Here is a 17,725-nt window from a genome sequence, read left to right on the forward strand (position 1 = left end):
CGACGCAGTTCAAGTCACATTAGAACTTGTGACGGATACCCACGGCGACGGCGCCCTGGTTGCCATCGGTACCGGTGGCGTTGGAAACGCCCGGGTTGTTCAGGTCGCTAGCCTTGGTGTAAGCCATGAAGGCGTACAGGTCGGTGCGCTTGGACAGCCAGTAGTCGGTACCCAGGCTGACTTGAGTCAGCTTGGCCTTGGTCGACACGCCGTCGAAATCGGCACGGGTGTGATCCACGGCAGCCAGCAGCTTCAGGGACGGGCTCAGGGAGTAAGCGGTACCCAGTTCGTAGATGTCAGCCTTCTTGGAGTTGGCCAGGGTACGGTTGGCGATGCTGGTCAACGAACCGACACCAGCGGCGCTCAGGTTGGTCTGGCTGTTCAGATCTTGCTTGACGCGCGAGTAGTTACCATACACACGTGCCGGGCCGAACTGATACGACGCTGCCACGTTCAAGACCTTCTGAGCGGTGCTGCCAGCCAGGTTGCTTTCGCTGGCCACGCTGGTGGTGGTGGTGCTGCTCAGCAGGGAGGTGTCAGCCGCGGTCGAACCAGCCTTGGACTGGTAGTAGGTGATGCCCAGACCCAGAGGACCGTTGTCGTACTTGCCGCCAACGCCGAAGGCTTGACCAGCGGAGGTCTGACCAGCGGTTTCGCCGAAGCCGTACATCAGGTTACCGGTGAAGCCGTTCAGGTTCGAGGTGGTGTAGCTGATGGAGTTGTTGGTACGGGTGCCTTGCAGGCGATCCAGGCCCGAACCGGAGTTGCTGACCCAGCCGCCGAAGTCGGCCACGGCGGTGTAAGCGGAGATGGTGTCAGCGAAGTCGGTTTGACGACCGACCAGCACGCTACCGAAACCACCAGTCAGACCCACGACCGACTTGCGACGGAACAGGGTGTTGCTGGTCTTGGAGTCATCCAGAGCACCGGTATCGTTGGAGAAGCCAGCTTCCAGGTTGAACACGGCCGACAGACCGCCGCCCAGATCTTCAACACCCTTGAAGCCGATACGCGAACCCTGAATGACGCCCGAATTCAGGCCGAACTTGCTGCCGGTGCCACCGGAGGTGGTAGCAACCTTGCTTTGGTAGACAACACCGGTATCGACGATACCGTAGATCGTGACGGAGCTTTGCGCATGGGCTGCGCCTGCGAACGCGCCCAGAACGGCGAGTGCCAGCAGAGATTTTTTCATGTGACGTCCTTCTCTAAAAATAGTCTTGAGGATCCGCACTTGCAGTCGGATGGGCAAACATTAATGCTTCTCGCCGCGCGTGACTGCACCTTGGTCGATAGAAGTGATTTTTTAGACGGGAGCGAAAGATTGAAATGGCAATTGTTGTATTTTTTTATCGTCAATTTCCATGGCGCGCTTGCGACCCGGCTGCGGGATCGGCTCGCATCAAGGAAAAAGCGCCGGTATCTCTACCGGCGCTTCTCGTGATTTCTAACATTTTGATACATCTTGCCAGCAGAGCTTGATGCGCCCTCATTCCTTTTCAGGATCACCGACCAGCTTTTTCAACAGATCCGACTTCAATTGCTGGCGCTGTGCCGAGGCGTTCTTGCGATGTGCACCGGCCCCACCGGCACGCTGCTGTGCCGCCAGGGCCACCGGATTGCGTGGCCTGGACTGCGATGGCTCGACGCGAAAACTCAGCTTCTGCCGCGTTCCCAGGGTCTTGTTGGCCATCCCGATCTCCTCGCCTGCTGGCGTTAGAGCACGTAGCGCGACATGTCCTCATCCACGGCCAGCTCACCCAGACGCTCGTTGACGTACGCGGCATCGATGAGCAGGCCATCCACACCGGCTTCGCCGGCCGTGAAGGAAACCTCTTCCAGCAGCTTTTCCATCACGGTGTAGAGACGACGTGCACCGATGTTCTCGGTCTTCTCATTGACCGTGTGCGAAATCTCGGCCAGGCGCTGGATGCCACTGTCGGCGAATTCGATCTTCACGCCTTCGGTGGCCAGCAGCGCTTCATACTGTTTGGTGAGGCAGGCATCGGTGCCGGTCAGGATGCGCTCGAAATCGGCGATGGAGAGCGAATCGAGCTCCACGCGGATCGGGAAGCGGCCCTGCAGTTCCGGAATCAGATCGGAGGGCTTGGACAGGTGGAATGCACCGGAGGCGATGAAGAGGATGTGATCGGTCTTGATCATGCCGTACTTGGTGTTGACGGTCGTGCCTTCCACCAGCGGCAGCAGGTCACGCTGCACACCGGCGCGGGAGACGTCGGCATTGCCGTTCTGCGAGCGGGTGGCGATCTTGTCGATCTCGTCCAGGAAGACGATGCCGTTCTGCTCGACGTTGGCGATGGCCTTCTGCTTGAGTTCTTCCTCGTTGACCAGCTTGGCCGCCTCTTCCTCGATCAACAGCTTCATGGCTTCCTTGATCTTGATCTTGCGCGCCTTCTTGCGCTGGTTGCCCAGGCCGGAGAACATCGACTTGATCTGCTCGGTCATTTCTTCCATGCCCGGGGGCGCCATGATTTCCATCGACGGTGCAGCGTCATTGAGTTCCAGCTCGATCTCGCGATCATCCAGCGCCCCTTCGCGCAGACGCTTGCGGAAGGTCTGGCGGGTGGTGTTCTTGTCGTCCTTCTCCGGGCTGGCATTGCCATCGGGCGTAAAACCGAAATCGCGGGCCGGCGGCAGCAGCACATCGAGGATGCGATCTTCGGCCGCATCTTCAGCGCGGGTGCGCACCTTGCGCGTTTCCAGCTCGCGGGTCTGCTTGATACCGATGTCAACCAGGTCGCGGATGATGGTGTCCACGTCACGGCCCACATAGCCGACTTCGGTGAACTTGGTGGCTTCGATCTTGATGAAAGGCGCATCGGCCAGCTTGGCCAGGCGACGTGCAATCTCGGTCTTGCCCACGCCGGTCGGGCCGATCATGAGGATGTTCTTGGGCGTGATCTCGTGGCGCAGCGGCTCCTCGATCTGCTGGCGGCGCCAGCGGTTGCGCAGGGCGATAGCCACCGCGCGCTTGGCGCGGGCCTGGCCGACGACGTGCTTGTCGAGTTCGGAGACGATTTCCTTGGGAGTCATATTCATGGTGGTGATCTTTTCGCTGTGACGATTCATCGGAGAAATAGGCAGGAAATGCGCGCTGCGCGGCTTATTCCAGCGTCTCGATGATGTGGTTCAGGTTGGTGTAGATGCACAGCTCACCGGCGATGGTCAGGGATTTCTTGACGATCTCGGCCGGCGCCAGGTCGGTGTTGTCGTACAGGGCCTTGGCCGCCGATTGCGCATAGCTGCCACCGGAGCCGATGGCGCCGATGCCGTCATTGGGTTCGAGCACGTCGCCATTGCCGGTGATGACCAGGGTGGTTTCCTTGTCGGCACACAGGAGCATGGCTTCCAGGCGACGCAGCATGCGGTCGGTGCGCCAGTCCTTGGCCAGTTCGACCGAGGCACGCATCAGGTTGCCCTGGTGCTTTTCCAGCTTGGCTTCGAACAGATCGAGCAGGGTGAAAGCGTCGGCCGTGCCGCCGGCGAAACCGACCAGGACTTTGCCGTGATAGAGCTTGCGCACCTTGCGCGCACTGCCCTTCATGACGATGTTGCCAAGCGTCACCTGGCCGTCGCCACCGAGCGCGACCTGATTGCCGCGACGGACGGAAAGGATGGTGGTGCCGTGAAATTGTTCCATGCTTGCCTCTGTTCAATATGTGCCTGGGAGCCGCGGAGGGACGTACCGATTCCGCATTCCTGTCGAGATGGGGCTGGCCCGCCGGATTGCAAGTCATGAGATCGGAAGGGCCGCCGTCGAGGCCGATATTGTACGCCCGCAAGGAAAACGGGCGCCCGGGCCACAAGGCCGGGGCGCCCGTCTCAGGCAGCGGGAGCGATTACACCGAAATGGTCATCAGGCTGGCATTGCCGCCCGCGGCCGTGGTGTTGACGCACAGAGCGCGCTCGGCCAGCAGGCGCCACAGGGGGATGGCGCCGTCTTCGCTGCACAGGATCAGCGGCACCAGCGCACCCTCACGGGCGGCCAGGCGTACCCGCCAGGGGGCAGCCTGATGGCTGTCCACCAGGGCCGCCTGCAGCGGCTCGGCATCGAGCTGGCTGGCGCGGCGGATGGCCGCACGCACCGGGGCCGGCAAGCCAGCCGGCAGCAGCGCTGCCGTGGCCTCGTCGACCACCACCGTATTGCCGGTGGCAAAGGCTGCGGCCAGCTGATTCAACAGCGTACCGACACTGGCGGCCACGCACAGCACCAGGCCGCGCGGGGCGAAGGCCAGGGTATTGCGCTCGCCGGTCGGCCCGGGCAGCAGGAGGCTGCGCTGCAGCAGGCTGTCGCGGTGATAGCGCTGGCCGCTGGCGGCCAGGCGTTCATGGCCGTGCGTGCGGGCCCAGTCCAGCAGACTGTCCAGCAGAGTGTTGGGCACTTCTGCGGGTTGTGCGCGGGTCAGCTCTTCGTGCAGTTGCGCATGGCGTTGCAGGCGCTTGAGGTAGAGCGGACCACCGGCCTTGGGACCGGTACCGGACTTGCCTTCGCCGCCGAAGGGCTGCACGCCCACCACCGCGCCGACGATGTTGCGATTGACGTAGATGTTGCCCACGTGGGCGTGCCGGGCCACGAAATCGATGGTCTCGTCGATGCGCGAATGCACGCCCAGGGTCAGGCCATAGCCGGTGGCGTTGATGGCGTCGATGAGCTGCGGCAGGGCATCGCGGCGATAGCGCAGCACGTGCAGCACCGGGCCGAAGACTTCGCGCTGCAGTTGTCCCAGGTCGTCGATCTCGATGACGGTCGGGGGCACGAAAGTACCGTGCTGGCAATCCTCGCCCAGCGGCAGCTGGTGGACGGCACGCGCACTCTTGCGCATGCGCTCGATGTGGGCCAGCAGGTTCTGCCGGGCCTCGGCATCGATGACCGGGCCGATGTCGGTGGAGAGACGGTCCGGGCGGCCCACGCGCAGTTCGGCCATGGCCCCCTTCAACATTTCCAGAGTGCGGTCGGCGATGTCTTCCTGCAGGCACAGGATGCGCAGGGCCGAGCAACGCTGGCCGGCGCTGTCGAAGGCCGAGGACAGCACGTCCTGCACCACCTGCTCGGCCAGGGCCGAGGAATCCACGATCAGGGCATTCTGGCCGCCGGTCTCGGCAATGAGCGGGACCTCGCCGTGTTCGCCGCTGCCATCGCCATCATCATGCTTGCGCTGGGCCAGGGTGCGATTGATGAGCTGTGCCACTTCAGTGGAGCCGGTGAAGATCACGCCCTTGACGCGCGCATCCGAGGTCAGCGCGGCGCCCACGGTCTCACCACGGCCCGGCAGCAATTGCAGGGCGGCGCGCGGGACACCCGCCTCATGCAGCAGTTGCACGGCGCGATGGGCGATCAGCGCGGTCTGCTCGGCCGGCTTGGCCAGCACCACATTGCCGGCAGCCAGGGCGGCACTGACTTCACCGATGAAGATCGCCAGCGGGAAATTCCACGGACTGATGCACACCACCGGTCCCCAGGCCAGCACGTTGCCGTCATGGCGCGAGGCGATGGCGTAGTAGCGCAGGAAATCCACCGCTTCGCGCACTTCGGCAATCGCATTGGGCAGCGACTTGCCGGCTTCACGCACGGCCAGGGCCATGAGCTCGGCGATATTTTCTTCCAGCAGGTCGGCTGCGCGTTCCAGCATGGCGGCGCGCTCGGCGGCCGGGGTCGATTGCCATTGCGGTGCATAGGCAGTCGCTGCGGTGAGCGCGGTATCGACATCGGCCACGGTGGCTTCGCTGACCTGACCCACGACTTCGCGATGGTCGGCCGGGTTGCGTACGAGCTGTGCAGCCTGGGCAACGATGTCGCAGGCGATTAGCGGCGCGGCCTGCCACTGGCGCTGGGCCATGGAGACGAACAACTGGCCCAGTTGCTGCAGGCGTGATTCGTTGGAGAGATCGATGCCTGCTGAATTCTTGCGCTCCTGGCCATACAGCTGCTGCGGCAGGGCAATGGCCGGATGCGGCACGCCGCCCTGGGCGCGCACGGTCTCGATGGGATCCGCCACCAGACGATCCAGCGGCACGGCCTCGTCGACGATCTGGTTGACGAAAGAGGAGTTGGCGCCGTTTTCCAGCAGGCGGCGCACCAGGTAGGCCAGCAGGGTCTGGTGCGACCCCACCGGCGCATAAATGCGGCAGGCCTTGCCCAGGTTGTCGGCACCGACCACCTGGTCGTACAGGGTCTCGCCCATGCCGTGCAGGCACTGGAATTCGTAGTTGTCGATCTGGTGCTGCCTGGCCCAGTGATAGATCGCCGCCAGCGTATGCGCATTGTGCGTGGCGAATTGCGGATAGATGACGTCGGTGGCGGCCAGCAGCTTCTGCGCGCAGGTCAGGTAGGACAGGTCAGTATGCAGCTTGCGGGTGTAGACCGGATAGCCTTCCAGGCCATCGACCTGGGCGCGCTTGATTTCGCTATCCCAATAAGCGCCCTTGACCAGGCGGATCATCAGGCGACGACCGTTGCGGCGGGCCAGATCGACCAGATAGTCGATGACGAAGGGGCAGCGCTTCTGGTAGCCCTGCACCACGAAGCCCAGGCCCTCGAAACCGGCCAGGTCGGGATCGGCCACCAGCACTTCCATCATGTCCAGCGACAGTTCGAGGCGGTCGGCTTCTTCGGCATCGATGTTCAGGCCAATGTTGTATTGCTTGGCCAGCAGCAGCAACTGCTTCAGGCGCGGCAGCAGTTCACCCATCACGCGCGCATGCTGGGCGCGCGAGTAGCGCGGATGCAGGGCCGACAGCTTGACCGAGATGCCCGGGCCGTCCTTGATGCCGCGACCATTGGAAGCGCGGCCGATGGCGTGGATGGCGCTCTCGTAGGACTGGTAGTAGGCATCGGCATCGTGCATGGTCAGTGCCGCTTCGCCCAGCATGTCGTAGGAATAGCGATAGCCGCGCTTTTCGTTGTCGCGGCTGTTTTCCAGTGCCTCGTCGATGGTCTGGCCGGTCACGAACTGATTGCCCAGCATACGCATGGCCAGGTCCACGCCCTTGCGGATGAGCGGTTCGCCGCCCTTGCCGATGAGGCGCGTGATGGCTTGCGTGAGGCCGCTTTCGCTGCTGGTGGAGACCAGCTTGCCGGTAATGAGCAGACCCCAGGTGGCGGCATTGACGAACAGTGAGGGCGACTCGCCCAGATGCTTGCGCCAGTCGCCCTTGCTGATCTTGTCGGCGATGAGACGGTCGGCGGTCTGGCGGTCGGGGATGCGCAAGAGTGCCTCGGCCAGGCACATCAGCGCCACCCCCTCTTCCGAGGACAGCGAGAACTCGTGCATCAGCGCATCGACGCCGGAGGACCGGGTGCGCTTCTCGCGCACCTGCTGCACCAGCTTCCTGGCCAGTTGCTGGGTGGCATCCTTCCAGGGGTGCTGGCCCTGCACCTGCTGCAGCAGCCATTGCACGGCCTCGCGCTCGTCGCGACGATAGGCGGCGGTGATGGCCGCACGCAGCGGGCTGGGGGCCGGCAGCAACTCGGCCTGGAAAGAGCCAAAGGGCAGGCTGGAAGCGGAGGCCGCAGGGGCGGCGGAGGCGACGGTGGTCATGGTCTGGAGTCGAAATGGGATGGAAATGGGCAACCGGATTCTATGTGCTTGATGCCAATATTAATTCTGTATTTGAACCTCTTACCCAATATTTAATTTGGCATATTGAAATTATACGAACTTAAATTTTCCACAATTCGGCAGCATCGGCGTCTTGTGCAGAGCTGTCGCGGCTTGCGGCGGTGGCAAGCGCTGCGAATCGGCCCGAACCGGTGCAAGCAAGGGCCTGGTCAGCGGGAATCACAAATAATTCGAGGCATTCTTCGGTTCATTTCGAGCTTTGCCGAGGATTTTCGGTGTTTTTCTGGCAAGCCGAACGCGTCGAACAAGAATGACGGCCCATCATTGCTCCGGGCTTGCTCATGGATACCACCCGACAGTTGTTGTCCCGTCTGCTGCGCTTTTCTGCGGCAACGCGCTTGTACCGCCTGGACATTGCCGGTCAAACCGAGGACCGTTTCCTGGTCGAGGCCCATGTGACCGTCGATGCCCTGCATGCGGTGGGTGCCACCGAGCTGATCGTCCTGAGCCTGGATGCAGACGCGCCAGCGAAGTCCCTGCTGGGTTGCCGCGCCACGCTGGAGATGCGCCTGGCCGATGGCGGTGTCCATCGTTGTACCGGGCTGATCCATGAAGTCGCCCGGCTGGGCGGCGATGGCGGTTTCTGCCGTTATCGCCTGCGCCTGGCACCCTGGCCGTGGTTGCTCACACAGGCCAGCACCAGCCGCGTCTGGCAAGACAAAAGCCTGCTGGAAGTGGTCGAAGACGTCTTCCGCGAATTCCTGCAACACGCCGACTGGCATTGGTCCGCCGATGCGCTGGCCTGCCTGGATCGCTTGCCGCTGCGCAGTTATACCGTGCAATACCGGCAGACTCATTTCGATTTCATCAGCCGCCTGCTGGCTGGCGAAGGGCTCTCATGGCGCATGGAAGAACATGCGACCAGCCCGCAGGGACATCGCATGGTGATCTTTGCCGACAGTACTGCGCGCGGTTCCTTTCCCGAAGATGCGACCAGCGCGGCCCATGGCGGCATCCGCTTTCATGGCGCCAGGGAGCAGGAGCAACAGGATGGCATCCAGGCCCTGACCGCCTGCCGCAGCCTGCAAGCGGCCAGCTATGCGCGGCTGTCCTACGACGACCAAAACAAACGAGCCATCGCCGCCAGCATCCCCACCCATCACGCCTTCGGCGGCCGCGCCGCGCCATGGCTGGAAAGCTACGACAGTGCAGGCCTGGCCGCCCGCGACGACAGCGACGCCGCAGACCGCCACGCGCGCCTGATGATGGAAGCCGCCGAAGCCCGCAACAAGCTCTGGCGCGGACGCGGCACGGTACGCAGCTTGCGGGCCGGATCGCGCTTCACCTTGATGCAGGGACCGTTGGCCGGAAAGGAACGCGACTATGCCGTGCTCTCGGTGCTCGGTGTGGGCGTCAACAATCTGCCTGCCGATACCGAAGCGGCACTGGCTGAGTTGTTCGGGCCCTTGCCGGTCTTGCTGGAGGAGGCTGTCGCAACCTGTCTCAAGGCCACCGGGATGGTCCAGCCGCAGGCATGTGATCAGGGCCTGATTGCACTGGCGCGCCGCATGGGATACGCCAATGTGTTCGAAGCGATCCGCGCCGATATTCCCTGGCGTCCCGTCCTGGCCGATGGCACGGGCATGGAGCGCCGTCCGCATGCGCCGTCGCACGGTAGCCAGAGCGCCATCGTGGTCGGCTACCGGGGCGAGACCCAGCCCAACGGCCCCGATGAAATCTGCTGTGACCGGCTGGGCCGCGTGCGCATCCGTTTCCACTGGCAGGGACGGCACGACGACGCGGCGGCCACCTGCTGGGTGCGCGTGGGCCAGCGCTGCGCCGGCCCGGGCATGGGGATGCAGTTCCTGCCGCGCATCGGGCAGGAAGTGCTGGTGCAGTTCCTCGAAAACGACCTGGAACGACCGATTGTGCTCGGTGCCCTCTACAACGGCCGTGGGGAGGGAGGTGTCGCCCCGACGCCCGGTGGAGAAGTGAAGGTTTCTGCCGAAATCCGGGTTTTTCACCAAGCCGGCGATACCGCCATCAGCGGCCAGGGCAATCTGGCGGGCGGCCACTCGCCAACCTGGCATGGCGCCAGCGCCGATCTCGACGGGCATCGCAATCCCGCCGCGCAATGGGGCATCCGGTCCAAGGAATTTGGCGGCTGGGGATACAACCAGCTGCTCTTCGACGACAGCAACCAGCGTGGCCGCATCCAGCTCAAGACCACGCAGGCCGGCAGCGAACTGAACCTGGGGCACCTGATCCACAGCGCTGACAATTATCGCGGCAGCTTCCGTGGCACGGGCGTGGAATTGCGTACTGATGCCTATGGGGTCATTCGTGCGGGACGCGGCATTTTGTTCTCCAGTTATCGGGTGGAACATCGCGCCCAGCATCGTGACCCGGCTGGAGACAACACGGGCCAACGGGCGATGGCACGACAGGCCGCACACATCCGCAAGACCTTCGACGAGGCTGTGCGCACACATCGCACGGTGGGCATGGCAGAGGGACTCGATGCGATGAAGCAGGCCATCGCCGGGCAGGCCGAGATTGCGCAGCAGGACCTGCCTGCCAGCAGTACACCGCTGATCCAAATCGCCGCGAAGGAAGGGCTGGGCGTGGTGGCGGGACAGCATCTGCAGATGGCCAATGGTGGCGGCGTCAGCCTGATCAACGGACAGGATGCCCAGCACGTCAGCGGGCAACATTTGCGGGTACGCACGCAACAGGCCATCGGTGTGCTGGCCGGGGCCACGTCAGCAGGAGACAAGGGCATCGGCTTGCAAATGATTGCCGCGCAACGTGATGTCGATGTGCAGGCGCAGGCGGGGACCTTGACCGTGCAGGCGCGTGACCAGTTGCAGGTGGTCAGTGCCAATGCCGGTGTGACCTGGGCGGCGGCACGCAAGATTACGTTGGCCACGGCGGGTGGGGCCAGCATCGTCATTGATGGGGGGAACATTACTGTGTTGTGTCCGGGGGAGTTGACCGTGCATGCGGGGCAGACCTTGCTGGATGGGCCCATCCAGCATCTTGTGCAGTTACCGGTCCTCCCACGGACGGCGGTGGACATCAAGAAGCTCGACCTCGATCTGCGGACCCAGGATATCCCGGGCCCGCATGGCCTGGCACTGCCGAATACACCCTGGCGTATCGTGGCGGCCGAGAGTGGGCAGCAGGCGCTGGCGGCGGCCGACAAGCTGTTGCATGGCCACAGCGACGGCCAAGGAAAGATCATCCTCTCCGAGGCCGATCAGCAAGCCCTGCTCAGCGCCTACAACGCCCAACCCGGACAGCTCTGGCTGGTCTATCTGGACCATGTACAGAACATCGACATCGCGCGCCACGATCCATCGTGGAACGACATGCAGAAACACATGCACGCGCTCAATGCCATGGGCTATAGCGACGACTACGCCCAGGTCGCCGGCCATGGACTCAATACCCGCACCCTGGACCTGGCCCGGCATGAGACCGGCAAGGCCCGAGGCACGCCCCTGCTCAAGCAACTCGAGGAGTAAGTCATGGCCACCATGGAGCTGGATCAAACCAGCAGAAGCACCAGCATCATTGCCGGGACGGATGGGACCTTCAAGACCACCGTCACCAGCGGTCTCTGGATCGACGACGATCACGTCTATGCGCCCAAGCGGGATGGCAACGACCTGCATGCCTTCGTGACGGGCAAAGCCTATTTTGCCGACCTCATCCAGAAGATGGAGAACGCCAGCAGCGAGATCTGCATTGCGGGCTGGCAGATCAACTGGGACGCGCTGCTGGCCCCGGGCAAACGGCTCTATGACGTGCTGCTGCAGGCGGCCCGCAAGAAGGGCATGAAAATCTACGTCATGCCCTGGGATGATACGCGGCCGATACGGACCTATGATGTGCAGACCATTCGGGTGCTCAAGACGATCAACGATGAACCGGGCGTGGCACCAGGCACCGTCTCGGCGATCACTTCTCCCAGCTTCAACCTGACAAACATGGCGTATTTCAGCCACCACCAGAAAACCATCCTCATTGATCGGCGCTACGCCTATGTCGGTGGTATCGATGTGGCCTACGGCCGCTACGATGATGAGCGTTTCACACTCAAGTGCGATGAGGACGGACGGGAGGTCATGAATCGCTACAATCCCTGCATTCCGCCGCTGTTGGCCGTCTCCTTTAGCGAGGTGGTGGTACCGACCGGCCTGATGCAGAGACATCGGCCTTCACGTCCTGGCATAGCCATGCCACGTCTGCCTTCCTCCTCTTCAATGAAGCCGCCGACCCTGCCCCCGGAAGTCTTTGTGACGAATGACTGGGACAAGCTCAAACGCGGGAAATGGCAGACCCCTTACCAGGAAGCGGAAGTGATGGACCTCATGACCAATGGCGCTGCGATCGACTCTTCTGCCCCATTCACACTGGACCCTTCCCGCCAGGCGCGTATGCCCTGGCAAGACATGCATGTGCGCATGGAAGGGCCGAGCGTAGCGGATATTCTGAGCAACTTCGTCGATCGATGGAACGCCAGCGGCGGCCCGCGCCTGCCATCGCCCCCTCCAGCACAACAGTTTGCGGCGGCGGGATCGGCCATGGTGCAAGTATTACGCAGCGCCCCTGCGGGCCTGCGCAAGAAAGAGAATCGCCGCGATGTAAAAAACGCCGCAGTCTGCGAGGACCATATCAAGCAAGCGATGTGCAAGCTGATCGAGAAGGCCGATCATTTCATCTACATTGAGAACCAGTTCTTTGTGGGCAAGATCGGGAAGCCGGTTCATGACGAGCCGTCTGCGGATGGCCAAAAACCTGGACAAGACCTTTCTCCGGCGGCCAATTTCATCAACGCACAAAAGCACGGCCTAAGTAAAGTCGCAAGCTGGACATTACGCCAAAATGATGCCAACAAGAGCTCTTCACTCTACGAGCCACCCACGAATCCGATCTGCGAAGCCCTGATCAGACGCATCACGCGCGCCATCCTCAATGCTGAGCCGCAGCCCTTCCACGTCTACATCACGTTGCCGGTGCATCCTGAAGGTGATTTCTTCACCACCGCATCGGTGGCCGTACAAATCTACTGGACCATGCAGACGATATCCTTCGGCACCAACAGCTTGCTCAACGGCATCCGCCGTGCCTTGCGCGCCCGCCAACTCAGGGACCAAGGCGACAAGAACTACAAGCGCATGTTTGCCGACACCAACCAGGACATGCATAAGGAGCTGGAGCACATTCCGATGGAGGCTTGTTTCGAATACGTCACGCTACTCAATCTGCGCAACTGGGCCAAGCTGGGTGAGCGTTACGTAACCGAGCAAGTCTATGTGCACACCAAGCTGATAATCGTGGACGACCGCTATGCCCTCTTCGGCAGCGCCAACATCAATGATCGCAGTCTCAATGGCGAGGGTGATTCAGAAATTGCGTTGCTGGTCGCTGATCAGAAAAACAGCACGGCCAATCTGTGCGGCGATGGTGTGCAGCGACCGGTTAGAGATTTTGCGCGCAAGCTACGCGTGGATATCTGGCGCAAGTTGTTTGGGATCGGATTGAAGCCAGGTGCTGTCGGTGGTGCCAAGCCAGCTGATCAGCTGCTGTCGGCGATTGCCAAGCCCGCGTGTCCGGCGAGCTGGCGGGCGATTCAGAAACAGGCTGAGGAGAATGCTGCGTCTTATGAGGCGGTGTTTGATTACATTCCGCGCAGCTGGAAAAAATATAAAAAGCAGGCTAGCTCAATCATTCCCAACTGGGATCGCGAAAAGAGATGGCCTAGATCTGAATCCACCACACAAGGATATCCGTCATCATCCTTACCATTCGAGAATGAATTCTGGAGCCGCCATCGACATGGGCAAGGAGCGGGAAGCGAACTGAATAAGATTAAAGGATTTATCACCGCACTTCCTATCCACTGGTCGGAAGGCGAAAAAAATAATTTTCCGTATCCAACTAGTTTGGTCGCCAATAACGACAAATCTCATTTTGGCGGAACGAAGATTGCGCAATCAATGGTGACGGAATCTCGATCCTCCGCCGACAAGGAAGCATAATGGGAAATATTTATAAAATGACGCGGCTACGTTCGATTACAGCAATCACGCTCATCACAACTTCCATTTGCGCAAGCGCGGCTGAAAAGCTGGATTGGCGTACCGATTGCGTGGGACGCATGAAAATATCAATTCCCGGTGATGCCGATATCGCGATCACGCCGACGAAATCTGTCCTTGAAGACAGTTCAAGTGCGCGATTTTTCTTTTCGGACGGAGTGCGTGCCGGATATAGCTGGTTCTCTTACGGTGGAAATATAAAAATTTCCAATCAACTCAGCCCTTCGGAAATCTCGAGCTTTCTAAAGAAAGCCGACGAATTCGGCGCGAGCGCGCGAGAGGATGTACTGACGAGGAAATATCAGCGTTCAGAAGATCCGGACAATCCATTCGAGACGATTTACGCCAATGATGGATCAAAGTTTGCCATACGCGCCAATCTGTTTTTTCTAGTTGCAATCGTAGTCAACAACCATGCGGTGACCTTAATGTCATCCGTGGATAAAGATCAGATCAGTTTAGAAACAGAAATTCTTAAAAAGATCGTCACCAATATCGGTTATCGGGCGAATTTCACCATACCGCAGCGATCTGGCGTCTGTATGCCATTCCTCTTTGTGGAGGATGTCGAGAACGAAGCACGCTTAGCGGGAACGACATATCGCTTGAAAGATCATCCGGACATCACAATCTTTCTTGAGGATCGCTCTGCTGGTAGACCAGGGAAATACATGAGGCCAGAGGTATTTACTGCCATCTATAAATCTAATTATTTTTGGACTCAGCGTTACCAAGACTACGACTCAATCGAAAACCTCCTGAAATTCCGTCGCCACAACAACATCCCCTTCGCTGGCCAGCGTGCAGTGGAATCAAAGGTTCGAATGATCAGAACCGACAAGATCACCGAAGACTTCGGTTACTTGGTCGTGACCCAGGGCAATCCCGATGCCAAGGTCGACACCCCTGACCTGATGCTCTATGTCATCCGTGACGCCCAGGAGGCCATCAAACGCGGTATCAAGCCGCTCCCCGAGAAGGAGTTCTTCAAGTTGGCCAGGCAAATCGCGGATTCCGTCAAACATCGGGGCGCGATTTCCTCCGACAAATGAAGTACGCATTTCACGCTCTCGATACTCCCTTGGACAACATGGTGATGTTCAAGCCGCACGAACGGGGTAAGTATCGCGGCAAGGACTGGACCGGCTATCTCTGGACGCGGCGCACGGGGCCGACCAGAAAGGAGATGGGCGATGCGGCACCGAAACGGCCACAACGATGTTTCATCGCCCTGATCGGCAATCAGAAAAACAGCCTGGAGTTCGCCACCTGCCTCGCCCGGGACCGTAATCCCAGGGACCCGAACGAACTGCATTATCGGGACTTCATGCGCTCATTGAAGAGCATCGAGTTTGGCCATTAGCGATTGCCAATGGCACCATCAAAGGATTCATGCATGCGATGCCGCCAGGCTGGAGGCGCGATGGTCATGGCTGACACGCAGTGAGAATGGTGTGCCGGCGCGGTTGAATGCCGAGGGATTTGAGCAATTCAAAAAGCATGCGAGGGCGCTTTGCATCGATCAGAAAGAAGTATTGATGGCGAAGTGGCGATTCAATCCGAGGGAGTTCCTGGTTCAATTTAGGAGAAATCGATGGATGAGTTTGAGGGAATTGATTCAAACGATTCCACGCAAGGTGAAGCTCGGGAATATCGAAACTACTTTCGCGTGGGGAAGCGTACTGGACAAAGTACGAGACGGCACCACCAAGGACGGGAAACTTAAATTTCCAGCGAAGCTTTACTTGAGTTTGCCCGCCCTTTTCAGGAAATACCTTTTCGGCACATCACCCTCTCGATCTGCCCATTTCCTTAGTCAAGCACTGGTGGAGACCGATACGTTCAGTTCAATCTTTGAACGGGGTGACTCTCGATATTTCAGGACGATGTATGAAGAAATTACGCCACAGGAATGCGCAGAGGATCACGACAATGAGCGTAGCGTCGCCTGGCAGTTGCGATATGCCTATAAGCCTGATGGATCAAAATACTCAAGGGAAGAATACCAACGGATACGACCTCCGCAAGTTAAAAAGAAAGCTCTTCAGCTAGGGAATGTGGAACGTGGAGACGGAGACAGATTCAAGGGTCGCGGGTTAATTCAACTCACCGGACGGTCCAACTATGTCGAGTACAGTCGATATCGAGGACGTGACTTTACTAATGATGCCGGGGCAGACCTGATCGGGAGAGAAATGTATAACGCACTTGACTCTGCATTCAAATATTGGATAGCGAAGGGCAATCTGAAGATGAACATCAACCGCTATGCAGATCGAGAAATCCAAAACGGACAATTGGCAGAGGTAACTCGTGCGGTCAACGGTGGAACGACTCATATAGATTCTAGAGGTGCATATCTTGACTATCTCCGGCAGTTTCTCGGTGATGAAAAATATCCGATGAAAATGCACGGGAAACTTCAAAGGGAAGAGGTATGACCATCAACAACAAAATGCTGATGCTTTCTCTTTCATTTCTTCTTGTTGCAGAAAACACTTGGGGTAGTACAGGAGACTCCTTGAACAGCATGCGCGCTATCGAAGTGGTATCAGAGAGAAACTGCGGCCTCAAGATGCTGATACCCGCGACTGTGGAGTCGGTCGATTGCGGCGCTCATCTTCATGAGAACGAATATACGACGCTCTCCATCGGATACCTTCTCAGGCAGTTCGAACATAATGACTTTGACAGGACTATCGAAGGGATCATTCGGAAAATATCTCTGGACGACTATTTCGCCAAGGGAGCGGCAGGTCAATTGACTCCCAATGACCATGACAGCGCCGAACCTCATCGGCCGCATCGAGATCCGGCGCTCACTCAATCCAGTATGCGGGAGGTATGCACCAAGCCGAATGCCGCTGGTCAAATGCGCAAAATCGCTGGAGACAACTGGTCTGGTTATTTGTGGGTAAGGGAGTCAAGACTGAAACACGCTGATCTTGGCAACCTCTGCATGGCTTCAGATATTTCAGAAGCATGTTTCATCGCCATTATCGGCAATAGTTCCAGAATCTTGCACTTCTCTCCGATCTGCTTACCCAGAAATGGTAAGAAAACATACCCCAGTGAATTTGACTTTGAGGATTTCCTCAAGATGATTCACAGCATCAGGTTCAATACGGATTAAATTTTCTTTTCCTCAACGGACCGACGCCTTACTTGCGCCGTCCGCTCGGGAAGATCCATCTACCATTCAGGAGAATATCGTTGAACATACATCTGCTCTATTGCTCGGTCTTGGTCACAGCCACGCTGGCAACCACCAGTATGGCAGGAACCCGCGAAGCCTTCGCACATGACGACCAAAGTGATGTCCGACGCAAATGTCTTCTCGATATGCAGCTCCCTCGCAGTGCTGCGTTCATCACCTGTGCGGACCTTCCCCGCTACCCTGGCGCCAAGGTACTGCAGATAGGCCATTATCCGCAGGACTTTCCGGGACCTGGGTTATTGGCCTTCACGGATGGTTTTCTCTCGGGACAATCGACGCAGGACTATCTCGCTTCAGGCATCTCGGACTGGATCGCCGTCCCTGCGCCCACTGGCCACCTGAATCAGGAAGATGATGCGATACAGCTCAACGAGTACGGTGTGGATTTTCTCTGGGCCACCCGGCCAGATGAGATCAAACGCGAGAAGCTTCGCGGCAAGGACTGGACCGGCTATCTCTGGACGCGGCGCACGGAGCCGACGCGCAAAGAGATGGGCGATGCGACACCTAAACGGCCACAACGATGTTTCATCGCCTTGATCGGCAATCAAAAAAACAGCCTGGAGTTCGCCACCTGTCTTGCCCGAGACCGTAATCCCCGAGCGCCGAACGAACTGCATTATCGAGACTTCATGCGCGCATTGAAGAGCATTAAGTTTGGTCACTGGCGATTACCCTGGTCTCCGTAATAAAGATTCATGCAGGCGATGCACTCAGCCTTCAAGCAAAAAAAGCGCAGCCCGAGAGCTGCGCTTTTTCATGGGATTTCACTGCAAATGATTTATATCATTTACCCATTTCTTCACCACGCACTGAAACCA

The 17,725-nt window shown here is 59.3% G+C and carries 12 protein-coding genes; 7 read left to right on the plus strand and 5 right to left on the minus strand.

Annotated elements, in window-relative coordinates; translation table 11 throughout:
* Positions 1 to 19: 19 nt before the first annotated feature.
* The 5 genes from HNO82_RS05380 to putA form a co-directional block, all read right to left on the minus strand.
* The gene (locus HNO82_RS05380) at positions 20 to 1,195 is read right to left on the minus strand and encodes a porin (protein WP_008334296.1); all 1,176 of its coding nucleotides are present in this window, start codon (positions 1,193 to 1,195) and stop codon (positions 20 to 22) included.
* Positions 1,196 to 1,489: 294 nt separating this feature from the next.
* A complete protein-coding gene (locus tag HNO82_RS05385) occupies positions 1,490 to 1,693 on the minus strand; it encodes a hypothetical protein (protein WP_008334294.1) in 204 nt (67 codons plus the stop codon).
* 23 nt (positions 1,694 to 1,716) lie between these two features.
* Entirely contained in the window at positions 1,717 to 3,060 is a 1,344-nt protein-coding gene (gene hslU / locus HNO82_RS05390) for an ATP-dependent protease ATPase subunit HslU (protein ID WP_175342987.1), read from the minus strand.
* 64 nt (positions 3,061 to 3,124) lie between these two features.
* Positions 3,125 to 3,661 carry an ATP-dependent protease subunit HslV gene (gene hslV, locus HNO82_RS05395; RefSeq protein WP_008334281.1) on the minus strand — a complete coding sequence of 179 codons (537 nt, stop codon included), beginning with the start codon at positions 3,659 to 3,661 and terminating at the stop codon, positions 3,125 to 3,127.
* A gap of 199 nt (positions 3,662 to 3,860) precedes the next feature.
* The gene (gene putA, locus HNO82_RS05400; protein ID WP_175342988.1) at positions 3,861 to 7,559 is read right to left on the minus strand and encodes a trifunctional transcriptional regulator/proline dehydrogenase/L-glutamate gamma-semialdehyde dehydrogenase; all 3,699 of its coding nucleotides are present in this window, start codon (positions 7,557 to 7,559) and stop codon (positions 3,861 to 3,863) included.
* A gap of 362 nt (positions 7,560 to 7,921) precedes the next feature.
* Here putA and HNO82_RS05405 point away from each other — a divergent pair, with 362 nt between their 5' ends.
* From HNO82_RS05405 to HNO82_RS22200, 7 genes are all read left to right on the plus strand, one after another.
* Entirely contained in the window at positions 7,922 to 11,107 is a 3,186-nt protein-coding gene (locus tag HNO82_RS05405; protein WP_175342989.1) for a type VI secretion system Vgr family protein, read from the plus strand.
* A gap of 3 nt (positions 11,108 to 11,110) precedes the next feature.
* Entirely contained in the window at positions 11,111 to 13,627 is a 2,517-nt protein-coding gene (locus tag HNO82_RS05410) for a phospholipase D-like domain-containing protein (RefSeq protein WP_175342990.1), read from the plus strand.
* A complete protein-coding gene (locus HNO82_RS05415; protein WP_175342991.1) occupies positions 13,627 to 14,739 on the plus strand; it encodes a hypothetical protein in 1,113 nt (370 codons plus the stop codon). Before HNO82_RS05410 ends, HNO82_RS05415 begins: the two co-directional genes overlap by 1 nt.
* 29 nt (positions 14,740 to 14,768) lie before the next feature.
* A complete protein-coding gene (locus HNO82_RS05420) occupies positions 14,769 to 15,050 on the plus strand; it encodes a hypothetical protein (protein WP_249776937.1) in 282 nt (93 codons plus the stop codon).
* Positions 15,040 to 16,128 carry a glycoside hydrolase family 19 protein gene (locus HNO82_RS05425; RefSeq protein WP_175342992.1) on the plus strand — a complete coding sequence of 363 codons (1,089 nt, stop codon included), beginning with the start codon at positions 15,040 to 15,042 and terminating at the stop codon, positions 16,126 to 16,128. Before HNO82_RS05420 ends, HNO82_RS05425 begins: the two co-directional genes overlap by 11 nt.
* Positions 16,125 to 16,820, plus strand: a complete 696-nt coding sequence (locus tag HNO82_RS05430) for a hypothetical protein (protein WP_175342993.1) — start codon at positions 16,125 to 16,127, stop codon at positions 16,818 to 16,820. Before HNO82_RS05425 ends, HNO82_RS05430 begins: the two co-directional genes overlap by 4 nt.
* An 80-nt stretch (positions 16,821 to 16,900) precedes the next feature.
* Positions 16,901 to 17,593: a hypothetical protein gene (locus HNO82_RS22200; protein ID WP_249776938.1), complete on the plus strand. Its 693-nt coding sequence runs from the start codon at positions 16,901 to 16,903 to the stop codon at positions 17,591 to 17,593.
* Positions 17,594 to 17,725: the final 132 nt, after the last annotated feature.

It is taken from the genome of Herbaspirillum sp. C9C3, from assembly GCF_013359625.1.
In the GTDB taxonomy this organism is placed as follows: domain Bacteria; phylum Pseudomonadota; class Gammaproteobacteria; order Burkholderiales; family Burkholderiaceae_D; genus Herbaspirillum.

Excerpts from the sequence above, each read along its gene's own strand:
- HNO82_RS05380 (WP_008334296.1), bottom strand. The coding sequence starts at position 1,195 with ATGAAAAAATCTCTGCTGGCACTCGCCGTTCTGGGCGCGTTCGCAGGC.
- HNO82_RS05385 (WP_008334294.1), bottom strand. The coding sequence starts at position 1,693 with ATGGCCAACAAGACCCTGGGAACGCGGCAGAAGCTGAGTTTTCGCGTC.
- hslU (WP_175342987.1), bottom strand. The coding sequence starts at position 3,060 with ATGAATATGACTCCCAAGGAAATCGTCTCCGAACTCGACAAGCACGTC.
- hslV (WP_008334281.1), bottom strand. The coding sequence starts at position 3,661 with ATGGAACAATTTCACGGCACCACCATCCTTTCCGTCCGTCGCGGCAAT.
- putA (WP_175342988.1), bottom strand. The coding sequence starts at position 7,559 with ATGACCACCGTCGCCTCCGCCGCCCCTGCGGCCTCCGCTTCCAGCCTG.
- HNO82_RS05405 (WP_175342989.1), top strand. The coding sequence starts at position 7,922 with ATGGATACCACCCGACAGTTGTTGTCCCGTCTGCTGCGCTTTTCTGCG.
- HNO82_RS05410 (WP_175342990.1), top strand. The coding sequence starts at position 11,111 with ATGGCCACCATGGAGCTGGATCAAACCAGCAGAAGCACCAGCATCATT.
- HNO82_RS05415 (WP_175342991.1), top strand. The coding sequence starts at position 13,627 with ATGGGAAATATTTATAAAATGACGCGGCTACGTTCGATTACAGCAATC.
- HNO82_RS05430 (WP_175342993.1), top strand. The coding sequence starts at position 16,125 with ATGACCATCAACAACAAAATGCTGATGCTTTCTCTTTCATTTCTTCTT.